This is a genomic window from Kitasatospora sp. Xyl93 (genome assembly GCF_055383135.1).
On record NZ_AP029185.1, the window covers coordinates 6936389 to 6951817 of the forward strand.

14 protein-coding genes are annotated in these 15429 nt (G+C 73.7%); 8 read left to right on the forward strand and 6 right to left on the reverse strand.

From position 1 onward, the window contains the following. Positions 1-4: 4 nt before the first annotated feature. From ACZ5GH_RS30115 to ACZ5GH_RS30145, 7 genes are all read left to right on the forward strand, one after another. Positions 5-649, forward strand: coding sequence for an amino acid ABC transporter permease (locus ACZ5GH_RS30115; RefSeq protein WP_387756647.1), 645 nt, complete (start codon positions 5-7; stop codon positions 647-649). Beyond that, positions 646-1515, forward strand: coding sequence for an amino acid ABC transporter permease (locus ACZ5GH_RS30120; RefSeq protein WP_464335850.1), 870 nt, complete (start codon positions 646-648; stop codon positions 1513-1515). Before ACZ5GH_RS30115 ends, ACZ5GH_RS30120 begins: the two co-directional genes overlap by 4 nt. Positions 1516-1655: 140 nt before the next feature. Next, positions 1656-2561, forward strand: coding sequence for a LysR family transcriptional regulator (locus ACZ5GH_RS30125; RefSeq protein ID WP_355254602.1), 906 nt, complete (start codon positions 1656-1658; stop codon positions 2559-2561). A 130-nt stretch (positions 2562-2691) separates the two neighbouring features. Further along, positions 2692-3273 carry a cysteine dioxygenase family protein gene (locus tag ACZ5GH_RS30130; protein ID WP_387756645.1) on the forward strand — a complete coding sequence of 194 codons (582 nt, stop codon included), beginning with the start codon at positions 2692-2694 and terminating at the stop codon, positions 3271-3273. A gap of 58 nt (positions 3274-3331) precedes the next feature. Then, on the forward strand, positions 3332-4423 hold the full coding sequence (locus ACZ5GH_RS30135) for a YeiH family protein (RefSeq protein ID WP_387756817.1): 1092 nt from the start codon (positions 3332-3334) through the stop codon (positions 4421-4423). Positions 4424-4543: 120 nt separating this feature from the next. Then, complete coding sequence (locus ACZ5GH_RS30140) at positions 4544-5272, forward strand: spermidine synthase family protein (protein ID WP_464335851.1); 729 nt, start codon at positions 4544-4546, stop codon at positions 5270-5272. Between the two features lie 114 nt (positions 5273-5386). After that, complete coding sequence (locus ACZ5GH_RS30145; RefSeq protein ID WP_464335852.1) at positions 5387-6508, forward strand: TetR/AcrR family transcriptional regulator; 1122 nt, start codon at positions 5387-5389, stop codon at positions 6506-6508. Between the two features lie 127 nt (positions 6509-6635). Here ACZ5GH_RS30145 and ACZ5GH_RS30150 read toward each other — a convergent pair whose 3' ends face one another. The 3 genes from ACZ5GH_RS30150 to ACZ5GH_RS30160 all read right to left on the reverse strand — a co-directional run bounded on the left by ACZ5GH_RS30150 (position 6636) and on the right by ACZ5GH_RS30160 (position 10228). Beyond that, positions 6636-8510 carry a hypothetical protein gene (locus ACZ5GH_RS30150; RefSeq protein ID WP_464335853.1) on the reverse strand — a complete coding sequence of 625 codons (1875 nt, stop codon included), beginning with the start codon at positions 8508-8510 and terminating at the stop codon, positions 6636-6638. 218 nt (positions 8511-8728) lie between these two features. Continuing rightward, complete coding sequence (locus ACZ5GH_RS30155) at positions 8729-9598, reverse strand: TetR/AcrR family transcriptional regulator (RefSeq protein WP_464335854.1); 870 nt, start codon at positions 9596-9598, stop codon at positions 8729-8731. Between the two features lie 120 nt (positions 9599-9718). After that, the gene (locus ACZ5GH_RS30160; RefSeq protein WP_387756640.1) at positions 9719-10228 is read right to left on the reverse strand and encodes an NUDIX hydrolase; all 510 of its coding nucleotides are present in this window, start codon (positions 10226-10228) and stop codon (positions 9719-9721) included. A 111-nt stretch (positions 10229-10339) separates the two neighbouring features. On the opposite strand from ACZ5GH_RS30160, the gene ACZ5GH_RS30165 reads away from it, so the two are divergent. Further along, a complete protein-coding gene (locus ACZ5GH_RS30165; protein ID WP_464335855.1) occupies positions 10340-11563 on the forward strand; it encodes a serine hydrolase domain-containing protein in 1224 nt (407 codons plus the stop codon). Positions 11564-11664: 101 nt separating this feature from the next. On the opposite strand, the gene ACZ5GH_RS30170 is transcribed toward ACZ5GH_RS30165, so the two are convergent. The 3 genes from ACZ5GH_RS30170 to ACZ5GH_RS30180 all read right to left on the reverse strand — a co-directional run bounded on the left by ACZ5GH_RS30170 (position 11665) and on the right by ACZ5GH_RS30180 (position 15174). Continuing rightward, positions 11665-11988, reverse strand: coding sequence for a nuclear transport factor 2 family protein (locus ACZ5GH_RS30170; RefSeq protein ID WP_464335856.1), 324 nt, complete (start codon positions 11986-11988; stop codon positions 11665-11667). 267 nt (positions 11989-12255) lie between these two features. After that, positions 12256-13779: an acetaldehyde dehydrogenase ExaC gene (gene exaC, locus ACZ5GH_RS30175; protein ID WP_387756637.1), complete on the reverse strand. Its 1524-nt coding sequence runs from the start codon at positions 13777-13779 to the stop codon at positions 12256-12258. Between the two features lie 447 nt (positions 13780-14226). After that, on the reverse strand, positions 14227-15174 hold the full coding sequence (locus tag ACZ5GH_RS30180) for a terpene synthase family protein (RefSeq protein ID WP_387756636.1): 948 nt from the start codon (positions 15172-15174) through the stop codon (positions 14227-14229). Positions 15175-15429: the final 255 nt, after the last annotated feature.

Below are 15429 nucleotides of genomic sequence, written 5' to 3' on the forward strand. Positions count from 1 at the left end.
CGCCGTGAAAACGCTGACCGACAACTGGTCGACCTACTGGGACGGCTTCCTCGGCACGCTCTCGCTGTTCGCGGTGAGCGCCGTGCTCTCGCTGGTGCTGGGCGTGCTGATCGCGGGCTTCCGGGTGTCGCCGGTGAAGCCGCTGCGGGTGTTCGGCACGCTCTGGGTGACGGTGCTGCGCAACACGCCGCTGACCCTGCTGTTCTTCATCGTGGTGCTGGGCCTGCCCCGGTTCGACATCACCCTGCCCTTCTACACCTTCGCGGTGCTCGCGCTCGGCTGCTACACCTCGGCCTTCGTCTGCGAGTCGATGCGCTCGGGCATCAACACGGTGCCGACCGGGCAGGGCGAGGCGGCCCGCAGCCTCGGGATGAGCTTCGGGCAGACGATGGGCCTGGTGGTGCTGCCGCAGGCGTACCGCTCGGTGGTGGCGCCGCTCGGCAGCGTGATGATCGCGCTGGCGAAGAACACGGCGATCGCCGGGTCGTTCAGCGTCACCGAGCTGCTGGGCACCTACCGGACCATCAACGAACTGGGCTACAGCATCGTCTGGACCTTCGTCTGGATCGCCGTCGGCTACCTGATCATCACCCTGGCCATCAGCGCCGTCTTCAACCTGCTGGAACGACGAGTGGCGGTATCCCGATGACCGTTGAATCCTCGGCGCTGTACGACATCCCCGGCCCGAAGGCGCTCTCCCGGCACCGGCTGTACGGCGGGATCGCGCTGCTGCTGATCGCGGCGCTGATCGGCTGGGTGGTCTACATGCTGTTCCACACCCACCAGTTCACGTACGCCAAGTGGCAGCCCTTCGAGTACCGGGGCGTGCAGGACCTGCTGCTGCGCGGGCTCGGCAACACCCTGAGGGCCTTCGGCTGGGCGGTGCTGTTCGCGCTGCCCTTCGGCGCGCTGTTCGCGGCCGGGCGGCTCTCCGACCACCGGGTGGTGCGCTGGCTCGCCACGCTGGTGGTGGAGTTCTTCCGGGCCATGCCGCTGCTGGTGATGATCTTCTTCATCTTCGTCGCGCTCAAGGTGCAGCCGCTCTGGGCGCTGGTGGCCGGGCTGGTGTTCTACAACGGCTCGGTGCTGGCCGAGGTGTTCCGGGCCGGCGTGCTCGCGGTGCCCAAGGGGCAGCGGGAGGCGGCGTACGCGCTGGGCATGCGCAAGACCCAGGTGATGACGTACGTCCTGGTGCCGCAGGCCGTCCGGTCGATGCTGCCGGCGATCATCAGCCAGCTGGTGGTCGCGCTCAAGGACACCTCGCTGGGCTTCCTGATCACCTACGAGGAGTTCCTGCACGCGGGCAAGCTGATCGCCACCAACCTGGACTACGACCTCCCGTTCATCCCGGTGGTGATCGTGATCGCGCCGATCTACATCGGCATGTGTCTGCTGCTCTCCTGGCTCGCCCGCTTCGTGGAGAAGCGCAGCCGGCGCAGCCCGAGCGTGCGCGGCGGGGCGCCGGTGGCCGAGGCGGGGGTGTCGATGGGACTGCCGCCGTCGGTGCAGGGATGAGAAGGATGGTTCGAGGCTGAACCATAGGTGCGGGTGGGGTCGGGGTCGGTACCTCCAAATTCCTCTTATGATTCTCGGACGCCCGGCGAGGCCGACGCAGGGCTGTCGAGGGTGCACCGACGGGAGGGATCATGGAACCGGTGTTCGATTCGCGGCACATCAGGACGTTCCACGAGGTGGTCCGGGCCGGCTCCTACTCGGCCGCGGCCCGCGAGCTCGGCTACACCCAGCCCGCCATCACCCAGCAGATGAAGGCGCTCGAACGCACCGTCGGCGTCCCGCTCTTCACCCGGGCGGGGCGCGGACTGCGGCTCACCGAGGCGGGGGAGGCGCTCTCCCGGCACGCCGAGCTGATCCTCGGCAGCATGTCCGCCGCCCAGCAGCAGCTCGCCGCGCTCGCCCGGCTGCGCGCCGGACGGGTGCGGGTCTGCGCCTTCCCGAGCGCCAACGCCACCCTGATCCCCCAGGCGATGGCCCGGCTGCTGGCCGAGCACCCCGGTGTGCGGGTCGAGCTGCTGGAGGCCGAGCCGCCGGACTCCGTCCAGCGGCTGCTGCGCGGGGAGTGCGACATCGCGCTGGCCTTCCGGTACCCGGGCGGGGCCACCGAGGTGCCGGAGGGCCTCGACGAGATCCCGCTGATGGAGGACCTGCTCACGGTGCTGCTGCCGGTCGGGCACCCGCTCGGCCGCCGGCACGCCGTCCGGCTGGCCGACCTCGGCGGCGAACGCTGGATCGCCGGCTGTCCGCGCTGCCGGGCCAACCTGCTGCACGTCTGCGCGGAGGAGGGTTTCGCGCCGGACATCGTGTTCTCCACGGACGACAACCTCGCGGTGCAGTCGCTGGTCGCAGCCGGGGTCGGGATCGCGCTGATGCCGGCGCTGGTGCTCTCCTTCATGTGCCACCGCAAGGTCACCGGGCGGGCCGCCGAACCGCACCTGCGGCGGCAGGTGAGCGCGTACGTGCTGCGCGAGCACCGCCGGATCCCGGCCACCGGGCTGGTGCTGGACCACCTGCGGCAGGCGGCGGCGAGCCGGGTCGGGTGCTGACCGTCGGTCGCGGGCACTGACCGTCGACCGCTGAGGGCTGATCGCCGGTGCTGATGTATAAGCGTTAGTGGGGAGCTTGCTTAGGAACCCTCCTTGGACCTGATAGGTCGGTAGGTTCGAACCTGATGGCATGACACCCTCAGCCACGGTCGGCAGCGACCGGCTCACCGAGCGGATGACCGCGCTGATCAGTGAGATCCGCGCCGTCGTGGACCGCGGGCTCCCCCCGGAGCTCACCGCCTACCTGGTCGGCGAGCGCCTCGCCCCCTACCTGCACGCCGACCAGGACGGGCCCGACGCGCTGCTCGCGCCCGCCCATCGCGAGGGCGACCCGCAGCGCTACCGCCAGCACGTCCTGCACGCCGAGGAGGACGGCAGCTTCTCCGTCGTCGCCCTGGTCTGGCTGCCCGGGCAGCAGACCCCGATCCACGACCACGTCTCGTGGTGCGTGGCCGGCGTCCACCAGGGGCAGGAGAGCGAGACCCGCTACCGGCTGGTCTCCGACGGCTCCACCGCCCGGCTGGTCGAGACCGAGCACGTGGTCGGCCCGGCCGGCACCGTGGCCGCCTTCGCCCCTCCCGGCGACATCCACCTGGTGCGCAACTCCTGTAGCAGCACGGCGATCTCCATCCACGTCTACGGCGCGGACGTCTCGCGGCTCGGCACCAGCATCCGGCGGGTCTACCGGCTGCCCGCCGACCAGCAGCAGTGAGCGCGGCGTGGCACTGACCCTCCGGCACCGCGCCGCCCGTACCCGCTCCCTGCCCCCGATGCGCGGGGACGCCCCCGGGCTGCTGCTCGCGGCCCTCGGGGTGGCCGCCGCACTCGGCATCCACGAGCTGGTGCCGGCCGTGCCCGAACTCACCGCCGCCGTCGTGCTCGGCATGGTCGCGGCCCACCTGCCAGGGCTGCGCCCGGTGGTCCGCGGGGTCGCCCGGCCGGGACTGTCCACCGCCGGGAAGCGGCTGATGCGGCTCGGGATCGTGCTGCTCGGGCTCAAGCTCAGCCTGGACGACGTGCTCGGCCTCGGCTGGGCCACCGTCGCCATGGTGCTCGCGGTGGTCGCGGCCACCTTCGGGGGCACGCTCTGGCTGGGCCGGCGGCTCGGCCTGCCGGGGGACCAGCCGCTGCTGGTCGCCACCGGCTACTCGATCTGCGGGGCCTCGGCGATCGGCGCGGTCAGCCAGGCGGCGGGCAGCGAGGAGGAGGACGTCGCGGCCTCGGTGGCACTGGTCACCCTGTGCGGGACGCTGGCGATCGCCGTGCTGCCGCTGCTCCAGCAGCCGCTGGGGCTCGGGGAGCTGGAGTTCGGGCGCTGGGTCGGGGCGAGCGTGCACGACGTCGGGCAGGTGGTCGCCACCGCGCAGACCGGCGGGGCCGGGGCGCTGCGGGAGGCGGTGCTGGTCAAGCTGATGCGCGTGGTGCTGCTGGCGCCGCTGGTCGCGGGGGTGGCCGTGGCGGTGCGGCGGAACCTGCGGGCGGCGCGGACGGCGGCTTCGGCGGCGGGTCCGGTGGAGGATCCGACGGGGGCCGCGGACGCGGGTTCGGCGTCGGGCGGGGCGGGTTCGGCGTCGAGCGGGAAGACGGTGACGGCCGGCAGCCGTCCACCGATCGTGCCGCTGTTCGTGGCGGGGTTCCTCGCGATGATCGTCCTGCGGACCACCGGGGTGCTGCCCGAGCGGGTGCTCTCGCTGGCCGCGGAGGCCCAGGGACTGCTGCTGGCCGCGGCGCTGTTCGGCCTCGGCAGTGCGGTGCACCTGCCGACCATGGCCCGTACCGGCGGGCGGATCGCCCTGCTCGGGCTCGGATCCTGGGTGGTCGTCGCGGGCGTCTCGTACGCGGGGGTGCTGGTCACGACCTGACGGACCGGAAGGCGGACTCGGCTATTGTCGGGCGGGTGCCCGCCCGCCCGTACGGGGGCGGCCCCACAGTCGAGTTCGCCCGGTTCGCCCGGGTTCACCCGAGTCCGCCAAGGGGGACGGATGATCACCGCACTGCCCGAACGCGACGGCCAGGAGGCCGCCGTCACGCTCGACCGACGGGAGGGCCCGTACGGCGAGGTGGTGCTCCGGCAACGCGGTCGGGACTTCGAGATCATCGCCAACGGCTGCTTCCTGATGGACACCGCCGACGGGCGCTCGGAGCGGCTGCTGATCCAGGCGGCGCTGGACGAACTGGACCGTACGGGCGGCGGGGCCGCGCGGGACGGCCGGGTCGAGCGGCCGTCGGTGCTGATCGGGGGCCTGGGAGTCGGCTTCTCGCTGGCGTACGCGGCGGCCGAGCCGCGCTGGGGACGGATCGCCGTCGTCGAGCGGGAGACCGCGATCATCGACTGGCACCGGACCGGCCCGCTCGGCGCCTTCTCCGGCGGTGCGCTGGACGACGAGCGGGTCGAGGTGCTCCGCACCGACCTGCTGGAGTACCTCGCGGCGGCGGACGGCGAGCGCTACGACGCGCTCTGCCTGGACATCGACAACGGACCGGACTGGACCGTCACCGGGTCCAACGACGGGCTGTACGGCGCGGACGGGCTCGCGGTGCTGTGGCGCCGGTTGCGGCCGGGCGGAGTGCTGGCGGTGTGGAGTGCGCAGCCGTCGCCGGCCTTCGAGGAGGCGCTGCGGGCGGTGGGGTTCTCGGACGTGGTGACCCACGAGGTGCCGGTGGCCCGGGGGGTGCCGGACGTGGTGCACCTGGCCCGGCGGGCGGGCTGAGGGCGCGCCCGGATCGGGCTGATCGGGCCGGGTTCGACCGGATCGCGGTCGAACCCGGCTGCGGCGGCTGGTGATTGCTGCGAGGCGTATCAACGTCCCTCGGAACTTGGGCAGTTGAACGGTAGGTGGGCGGTGGGGTTGGTGGCCGGGAGCGGGACTCCCTCGGAGCGGATCGCGGCCGAGCTCCGACGGCGCATCGTGGCGGGGGAGTTGGCCCCGGGGGGGCGGGTGCCGTCCACCCGGCGGATCACCCGGGAGTGGGGCGTCGCGATGGCCACCGCGACCAAGGTGCTGAACCGGCTCCGGGACGAGGGGCTGGTACGGGCCGTGCCCGGGGTGGGCACGGTGGTGGCCGGGAAGCCGGCTCCGGCGGCCGGACGGTCCCGGGAGACCCAGCGGGTGTCGCCGCGGGCGTCGCAGCGGATGGCCGAGCGGATGCCGGAGCAGGGTCCGGAGCCTGCGTCGCGGCGGGAGGCGCGGCCGGAGGCGGAGTCGACCGGGGCGCGGCGGGTCCGGGCGGGCGGCGAGCGCGACCTCACCCGGGAGCGGATCGTGGCGACGGCTCTCCGGGTGGCCGACCAGGAGGGGCTGGCGGCGCTGTCGATGCGCCGGGTCGCGACCGATCTCGGCGTCGCGACGATGTCGCTCTACCGCCATGTGCCGGGCAAGGACGACCTGTTGCGCCTCATGATGGACGTGGCGTTCGGCGAGCAGCCACTGCCCGAGCCGCCGGCGTCGGACTGGCGGGAGGGGCTGGAGACGGTCGCGCGCGTGCAGTGGCGGATCTACCGGCGGCACCCGTGGCTGGCTTCCACGATGTCCTTCACCCGGCCGGTGCTGGCGCCGGACGCCGCGCTGCACACCGAGCGGTCGATCGCCGTTCTGGCGGGGCGGGGGCTGAGCTGGGAGGAGATGGCCCAGGCGTCCGTCGCCCTGGCGGCGTTCGTGTGCGGGCTGGCCGTCCACTTCGAGCGGGAGGCGCAGGCCGAGCAGGACAGCGGGTTGTCCGCGGAGGAGTGGATGGACCGGGTGGAGGGCGAGGACCACGAGCGGCTGATGGCGGATCCGGAGCGGTTCCCGATGTTCGACGCGATGAACCGGGGGCCGGAGATCGACCTGGGCCTGGAGGCGCTGTTCGAGTTCGGGATGGCGCGGATGCTGGACGGGATCGGCTTGCTGATCGAGCAGCGGGGCGGTGGGGGCGGCGGGCTGGCGCGGGGCTCGGCGAACAAGTGACAGGGGACGGCTGACAGCTGACAGGTAACAGATTTCAGATTTCGTTCGCTGAAATCTGAAATCTGTCAGCTGTCAGCCGTCACCTGCTCGCCGCGGCCCCGGCGCGCAGCAGCTCCGCGCCTCCGGCTCAGCCGAACGGGCGGCTCGTCGGCTCGGCCTCCGCCTCGTCCGCCGACTCCGGCTCGTCCGCCGGCAGGTCCGGCATGCCTTCCATGGAGAAGGGGTTGAAGTCCGGCGGCGGGACCATCACCGGGGTGCCCTTGCTCGGGGTCGGCTCCTCCGCGCCCCCCTGCTGCTCCGGACCCTGCGCCGCAGCTTCCGCCGCGACGGGCGGGGCCTGGGCCGGGATGGCGGGCGGGATCGAAGGTGGCGGCGGGACGGCCGGGCCCTGGGTGGGCAGGGTGGTGCCGAACGGGTCGGCCTTCTGCTCGGCCGTGACCGTGGTGCCGAACGGGTCGGCGACCGGAGCGGCCGAGGCGGGCTGAGGCGCCGGCGCGTCGCCCGACACGTCCGGGATGCCCTCCATGGAGAAGGGGTTGAAGTCCGGCGGCGGGACCATCACGGGGGTGCCCTTGGGGCCGTCCGCGGCATCCGGCGCCGCGTCGTCCCCACCGGCGGCCGGGACCTCGGCGACCGGCGCGAAGGGGTTGAAGTCCGCGGGCGGTATCCGTACCGGAGTGCCGCGCAGGTGCACCGGCACCTCCTCCGGATCCTCCTCGACGGCGGCCGGAGCCTGCGTCGGCGCGGGAGGCCCAGTCGGGGCCGGAGCGGGCGCCTGGTTCGGGACGGTGCTCGGCGGGGCGACCGGAACGGCGGCTGCGACAGCGCCCGGAGCCGGCACGCCGTCCCAGCCGAACTGGATGCTCTTCAGCAGTTCCGCGAACGCCTCCGTGTACAGCTCCCAGTCCTCCGGTCGCGCCGTGGAGAGCTGGACGCACAGCACCGTCCCGCCGTCCGGCAACGGTACGAAGGCCTGGACGGCCGAGGTGACCACCCAGCGCCGCTGCCCGTCGGCGGCCAGCGGTCCGGGAACCGGAACGGTCCGGCCCTCGACCAGCACGGCGGCCGGCCCGGCCGGCAGCAGGACGGTCCACACCTCGGCGTGCCGCCGGACGGTGGCCAGTTCGGTGGCGAGCGCGGTGATCGGCAGCGGGTGCCGGGCGAGCGAGACGACGAGGGCGGCGTCCGAGGCGCGGTCGTCCAGTTCCAGGGCGCAGACCCCGGCGTACACGACGCCCGCGTCGCGGATCAGGTCGGACAGGGTGGCGGAGATCACCGCGAAGTCGCGCCGCGGCTCCGGACCGGTGGCGCTGAACAGTTCCTCGGCGACCTCGGCCAGGTGCCGGGCCAGCTCCTCGGCGGCCGCCACGGTGGCCGGGGCGGCGCCGTCGCCCCGCTCCGCGCCCTCGGGCAGCGGGGGCACCGCACGGGCGGAGACGCCGGGCGGACCGCCGGGGGAGGTCAGCGAGTGGAAGCCCGGCGGTACGACCAGTCGGACCTCGGCGCCCGCGCCGGTGGGCAGTTCGACCGGCTGCCGGGTCTGCTGCCCGGCAGCCAGCGCGGCCAGCGCGGGGGCGAACGGCGGGCGCAGCTTGGCGTCGGCGAACTCGCCGGTGACCGGGAGCTGGAACAGCGCGGCCGAGGTGGTGCCGCGGTCGGCGATGGCACCGCGCACCGCGCCGCCGCCGTACCGGGTCTGGAGCGCGGTGACCACCCGGTCGGTGAGCCGCGCGCCGGTGCCCGGTCGGGCGGTGCCCGCGGTGGTCACCGTGCCGAGCCGGTCGAGTGCGGTGTGAACCGGCCCGTTGGGGGCCAGCGGCAGGCTGAACAGCGCCTCGGCGGAGGGGTGTCCGACCGTCCGCAGGGCGCTCAGCGAGGCCGCCGGGTGACGTGAGGTGTGCTCGTCGAAGAGGGCGTCGGTGAGGGTGCCGAGGGTCGCGCAGACCTGCTCCGCTGCCGCGAAGGGATTGGCCTCCACGCTGAACTGGACGTCCTGGGTCACCTGGTGAGCCCCCCGCTCTGCTCCGTCTGCCGTCGGTGGTTCGGGTGGGACCGGCCCGGCCGCGGCGGCGTGCCGTCAGATCCCGGCTCATTCCTATCAGAGGCCACCGTCCTCACCGAACCGCAGGATCACCCGATGATCACTCGGACGCCTGCCGCGGCGGTGACTTCGGCGGCGCTCGGACGACCGCCCGTCGACCGTCCCGTCGACCGCGCCGGTCACTCGGCGGCGGCCCCGGCAGCCTCGGCGGCCTGCGCGGCCCCGGCGGCCTGCGTGGCCCCGTCGTCAGGGCCGCCGGCGGCGAGCACGGTGACCGCCTCGACGATCCCCGGTACGGCGAACAGCCCCGCGAGGTCCCGCACCAGGCGTCCGGTCGGGCCGTCCGGGTGCTCGTCGGCCAGGAAGGAGGCCAGTTCGCCGGCGAGGGCCGGCTCACGGGCGGCGGTGAGGGTGAGCGCCGCGACGAACTCCTGCACCAGGTGCAGCTGGAGCTCCTCCAGCGGTACCGAGCGGTCCGCCAGCCACTCCAGCGAGGTGATCTCGGCGTTGGCGATCCAGGCCCGGACGGTCAGCCGCAGCCCGATGCTCGGCGCGGGGATCGCCAGGTGGGTCAGGATCTGCTCCTGGGCGGCCCGGCGCACCTCGTCGATCACCGCCGTGGTGTCCGCGCTGGCCGCCACCGAGCCGCCGCGCAGCAGTGCGGCGAAGCCCGGCCCGTGGCTCTGCACGAAGTCCAGGTAGCGGCCCATCACCCGGTGCAGCCGCTCCGAGAGCGGCCCCACCAGGGGCTCCTCGAACCGGGCCGACAGCTCCTGCCCGGCCCGCCGCAGCGACTCCTCGTACAGCGCCTGCTTGCCGGGGAAGTAGTGGTACACCAGCGGCCGGGAGGCTCCTGCGGCGGCGGCGATGTCGTCGATCGACACCTCCTCCGGCGGCCGCCGGCTGAACAGCTCCAGCGCCACGGCGATCAGTTGCTCCCGCCGCTCGTCCACGCTCAGCCGCCGCCGCGGCTTCTCGCCCGCCGCCCGGGCGGATGCGGAGGTCCGTGCTGCGCGGTCGGCCGTCGAAGGCGGCGTACGGGAGGCCATGCGCGCCACCCTAGTTCGTCGAGGGCCCTCCGGTGGAGCCAGGGGCCCGCCGTGGCCCGGGCCGCGGCGGGCCGCGAAGCCCGAGGTCGCGGACCCGGGGAGCGGTCCGCGGGACGGGCCCTACGCGGACCGGAAGTCCAGGTAGCGGCGGTAGGCCTCGACGCCGTCGGGGACGAAGGCGTCGCGGGTGAGCCGGTCGGCGAGTTCGGCGGGGGTGAGCCAGGCGTGCCAGGCGACCTCGGACTCCTGGGGGGAGACCGGGCCGTCCCACTCGGCCTCGTACAGGTCGCACCACCAGGAGAGCCGGTCCTGCTCGAAGAGGAACTTGAACAGGGGACGCGGGGCGATGCCGTGGACGCCGAGCTCCTCCTCGGCCTCGCGGACGGCGGCGTCGGGGTAGGTCTCGCCGGAGCCGACCACGCCGCCGACGAACATGTCGTACGCGCCGGGCGCGAACAGCTTGGTGTCGGTGCGGCGGTGGACGAAGATCCGCCCGGACGGGTCGCGGACCAGGACGAAGACGCAGCGGTGGGTGAGTCCGCGCCGGTACACCTCGCCGCGCAGGGCGGTCCCGATCACGCGGTCGTGCTCGTCGACGATGTCCAGCAGTTCCTCGGCAGGGTTGGTCATGGGGGACAGGTTAGGGTTTCGGGGCTTGATTCGAACGGATTCGATCGAAGAAGATCAACGGCGAACACGAGTGGCACGAGACGTAGCGGAACTGGTCGAGGACGGCGCGCAGTGGTGGAGATCTGGGGCGAGACGGCCGAAGGGTTCGAGCCCGTGCGGGCGGCCTTCGCGCGGAACTTCACCGACTACGGCGAACTCGGCGCGGCCTTCGCCCTGTACGTGCGCGGGCGTAAGGTGGTCGACCTCTGGGGCGGCGACGCCCGGCCGGAGGTCGGCGGCCGGCCGGCGCCCGCGGTGCCGTGGACGGCGGACACCGCGCAGGTGCTGCGCTCGGTCACCAAGGGCCTGACCGCGGCCACCGCGCTGCTGCTGGCGGAACGCGGCCTGCTCGACCTGGACGCCCCGGCGGCGTCCTACTGGCCGGAGTTCGCGGCGGCCGGCAAGGGCCGGGTGCCGGTGAGCTGGCTGCTCTCGCACCAGGCCGGGGTGCCCGCGCTGGACGTGCCGCTGCGGCTGGAGGACGTGCTCACCTGGGAGCGTGCGGCGGCCGCCGTCGCGGCCCAGGCTCCAGCCTGGGAACCCGGTACCGCGCACGGCTACCACCCGTACACCTTCGGCTGGTTGGTCGGCGAGGTGGTGCGGCGGGTGAGCGACCGGACGACAGGCCAGTACTTCGCCGAGGAGATCGCCCGGCCGCTCGGGCTGGACCTGTGGATCGGGCTGCCGGCCGGCGCCGCGCCCCGGGTCGGCAAGCTGGTCGACCTGCCGGCCCCGGAGGCCGCCAGGACCGGCCCGAGCGGACTGCGGCTGCGGCCCAAGCAGGCCGTCCGGGACGCCTACCAGGACCCGTCCTCGCTGACCGCCCGGTCCTTCGCCTCGGTGCGCCCCGGCGTGGACCTCAACGACCCGGCGGTGCAGGCCGCCGAGATCCCCGGCGCCGGCGGCATCGGCACCGCCCGGTCGCTGGCCCGGTTCTACGCGGCGCTGATCGGTGCGGCCGACCGCCCGGACGGCTCCGGCGCGCTGCTGCCGCCGCTGCTCGGCCCCGAGGTGCTGGCGCGCGCGGTCGGGCCGGTGGTGAGCGGGCCGGACCGGGTGCTGGTCGTCAGCTCCACCTTCGGCCTGGGCTTCTGGCGGCACGGCCCGACCGCGCCGATGGCCTCCCCGGCGAGCTTCGGCCACCCGGGCCGGGGCGGTTCGCTGGGCTTCGCCGACCCCGACCTCGGGCTGGGCTTCGGCTACGTCACCAACGGCATGCAGCCGGGCGTCACCGGGGACATCCGTTCGCGGAACCTGATCCGGGCGGTGCGGGGGTGCCTGGGGCTGGACCGGTAGCCCGGGCCCGGCCGGTTCCGAACGGCTGAGGCCCGGCCGGTCTCGAACGGCTGAGGCCTGGCCGGCCTCGAACGGCTCAGGCCTGGCCGGCCTCGAACGGCTCAGGCCTGGCCGGTCTCGAAGCGGCGGATCCTCCCGCCGTCGACGGTGAAGCGCCAGGCGGTGCGCATCGTGCCCCAGGTGTCGTTGGTGAACTCGGCGACCAGCCCGTGGCCGCCGTTCGACTCGGTCTGGACGGCGATCCGGCCGTTCGGGCCGAAGATCTCCCGGTCGACCCAGTCCGCCAGGTCGCGCTCGGACCCGTCGTCGGACATGGTCGCGTCCGGGGCGAGCAGCGCGAAGAAGGCCTCGCGGTCGCCCGCGTTGATCGCGGTGACGAAGGCGCGGACGGTCGGGTCGCTGAGTTTCGCGGGGGCGATGGTCACGCGGGGCTCCCGGTTGAGGAGAGGGTCGGGGAGTCCTGTCTACGGCTTTCGCGCGGGCCGTCCGGGCATGTCGGCGGCGCGTCGGGGAATTGGCCGCATTGATGTGCTTTGATCCCCGGAACAGGCGAATCGCCCCGGAGCCCGCCACGGGGAGTGGCGAGGAGCGGGAGGTCCTGGTGGGCCTCCCGCTCCGCTTCCAGCGCACGGAGCCGGGGACTGGTACCGGGCTCGGAGCAGTTGCCCCGGGAGTCCGCCCCGGAGCCGGGCCTAGAAGAAGCCGACCGCGTCGGGGGAGTAGCTGACCAGCAGGTTCTTGGTCTGCTGGTAGTGCTCCAGCAGCGACTTGTGGTTCTCCCGTCCGATGCCGGAGTTCTTGTAGCCGCCGAAGGCCGCGTGGGCCGGGTAGGCGTGGTAGCAGTTGGTCCAGACCCGGCCCGCCTGGATGGCGCGTCCGGCCCGGTGGGCGGTGTTCAGGTCGCGGGTCCAGACGCCCGCGCCGAGCCCGTACTGGGTGTCGTTGGCGAGGGCGACGGCCTGGTCGAAACCGTCGAAGCGGGTGACCGAGACGACCGGGCCGAAGATCTCCTCCTGGAAGACCCGCATCGAGTTGTCGCCTTCGAAGACCGTCGGCGTCACGTAGTACCCGCCGGCCAGCGCACCGCCGAGGTCGGCCCGCTCGCCGCCCACCAGGACCTTGGCGCCCTCGTCCCGGCCGATCTCGAAGTAGGAGAGGATCTTCTTCAGCTGCTCGACACTGGCCTGGGCGCCGACCTGCGTCTCGGTGTCCAGCGGGTCGCCCTGGCGCATCGCCCGCACCCGCTCCAGGCCGTCGGCGAGCAGCCGCTCGTAGACCGCGGAGTCGATCAGCGCGCGGCTGGGGCAGGTGCAGACCTCGCCCTGGTTGAGGGCGAACATCGCGAAGCCCTCGACGGCCTTGTCGTAGAAGGCGTCCGAGGCGGCGGCGACGTCCGCGAAGAAGAGGTTCGGGCTCTTGCCGCCGAGCTCCAGCGTGACCGGGATCAGGTTGTCCGCCGCCGCGCGGGCGATCAGTCGGCCGGTGGTGGTCTCGCCGGTGAAGGAGACCTTGCGGACCCGGGTGCTGGCGGCGAGCGGGGCGCCGGCCTCCTCGCCGAAGCCGGTGACGATGTTGACCACGCCGGGCGGCAGCAGGTCGGCGGTCAGCTCGGCGAGCAGCAGCACCGAGGCCGGGGTCTGCTCGGCGGGCTTGAGCACCACCGCGTTGCCGGCCGCGAGCGCCGGGGCGAGCTTCCAGACCGCCATCAGGATCGGGAAGTTCCACGGGATGATCTGGCCGACCACGCCCAGCGGCTCGTGGAAGTGGTACGCCACGGTGTCCTCGTCCAGCTGGGAGATGCCGCCCTCCTGGGCGCGCAGCGCACCGGCGAAGTAGCGCAGGTGGTCGACGGCGAGCGGGAGGTCGGCGGCGAGCGTCTCGCGCACCGGCTTGCCGTTCTCCCAGCTCTCCGCTACGGCCAGTTGCTCCAGGTTGGCCTCGATCCGGTCGGCGATCCGCAGCAGGACCTGCGCCCGCTCGGCGGCCGGGGTGCGACCCCAGGCGGGGGCGGCGGCGTGGGCCGCGTCCAGGGCGGCCTCGATGTCCTCGGCGGTGCCGCGGGCGACCTCGGTGAACACCTCGCCGGTGACCGGGGTCGGGTTGCCGAAGTACTCGCCGCGCACCGGGGGCGTCCATCCGCCGCCGATCCAGTGCTCGTACCGGGAGCGGTAGGCGACGATGCTGCCGGGGGTGCCGGGGGGCTGGTAGACCGTCATGCTCGGTGTCTCCTCGCTGCGTCGGGCGCCACCCGGTACGGCCGGGGCCACGGGCGGCGCGCCGGACCGCCCGGCCAGGGGGCGGTCCGGCGGGAGGGGTCGGACACGCAATCGGACCGGCGCCCGTGGGGGCGCCCGCCGCCGAGCACGATAGCCCTCGGGCGCCGGATGCGGCTACGGTCCGTACGCCGTCCCCGTACGGAGGGTGCCTTTCCCGCCGTTCCCGGGGCACGCCACCGGACGACCGGAGGGGCCGCCGCGGGTGCCCCGGTTCGGCCATCGCGGGTGCGCCTGCCGGATCACTGCGAGCGCGCCGGGCCGGATCACTGCGGGGCGCGGTCCGGCCGCGTCCCCGCGGCGTGCCGCCGCACGCCGCCGCGTGGCCGGGGCGACACTCTCGGGGCGCGCCACCGCGCGCCCGGGCGCGCGGCTCCGGACGCGCTCCGGTCAGACCGCGTGGTACCGGCCGGTGCGGGCTTCCCAGCTGAGGTAGCCGGCCAGCCAGGTGAGCAGCCCGTCCGCGTACCGCTCGGCGATCGTCCGTTCGATCCGGGAGAGGCCCAACTCGCGGTGCACGTCCGGGAGTCGGTCGCGCAGTTCGGCGCAGCGGTCGACCATCAGCTGGGCTTCGGCGATGACCGCCGCGCAGGCCTCCTCGGCCGAGCAGCGCCGCTCCCGCTGGACGATCATGACCAGGTTGTTCACGTCCCCGCGCGGTGCCTCCAGCGGGTAGGAGCGCACGTCGTTGCTGAGTGACGGTATGTCGGCGGCCAGCTGGCGGAGTTGGCGCAGCACCGGATGGTGCAGCACGGCGGCCGGGACCTCGAACTGGCCCAGGCGTTCGACCATGTCGAAGATGGTCTCCATCGCCGCGGTGCCCCGGCGGAGTTCCAGGTAGCCGTCCCGGTCCGGTGGCCGGGTGGAGATCCGCCCGGCCGCCTCGGCCGGGTGACTGGCGAAGTAGTACTCCCAGTTGTAGGCGGCGCGGGCCTGCCAGCGGGCCGGCATGCCCTGCACGCTGCGGTTCCACAGGTCGGCGAACGCGGTCTCGACCGCGGATCCCTGGTCGGGGCGGGCGCCGTGCAGGACGGCGATCAGGCGTTCGCAAATCGGGGCGACCTCGGTGGGGCAGCGGCCGAGCGGGCCGTCGAACTGGTCGTCGAAGAGGAAGTAGAACCCCATCAGGTCGGCGGCCAGGGCGAGTTCGTCCGGGCCGGCGTCCGGGTAGCCGAGCGCGGCGAGGTCCACCACCTCCCAGTGCGCGTAGCCGGGGTGGTCGGCGTCGGGCAGCAGCGGGTGGCGGATCAGCCAGTCCCTGTGCAGTGCGGTGGCGCGCGGTCCGTGCGGACTGCGGCGGTGCGGGAACGGAATCTGAAGTGAGGTGTCGTCAGACATCGGACTCCCGGTGCAGCGGAGGGTGGGGGCGCTTTTTGTTCGAGCACTTTCGGTGGGGGGAGTTGGCGCGGCGAGACGCGAACGGGGGCGGTGGTTTTCGCAAGATCATCTGCGCCTCGAAGGCCGTAGGGTATCTGATGTAATGATCGGACGTTAGGGATATAGGGCAATTGCCCGTGGCAGGCCCTCCAAACCCTCACCGTCCGCCCCAGCCTGCACGAATGCCCCACGGGGAGGCCCGAGCGGCGCTACCCT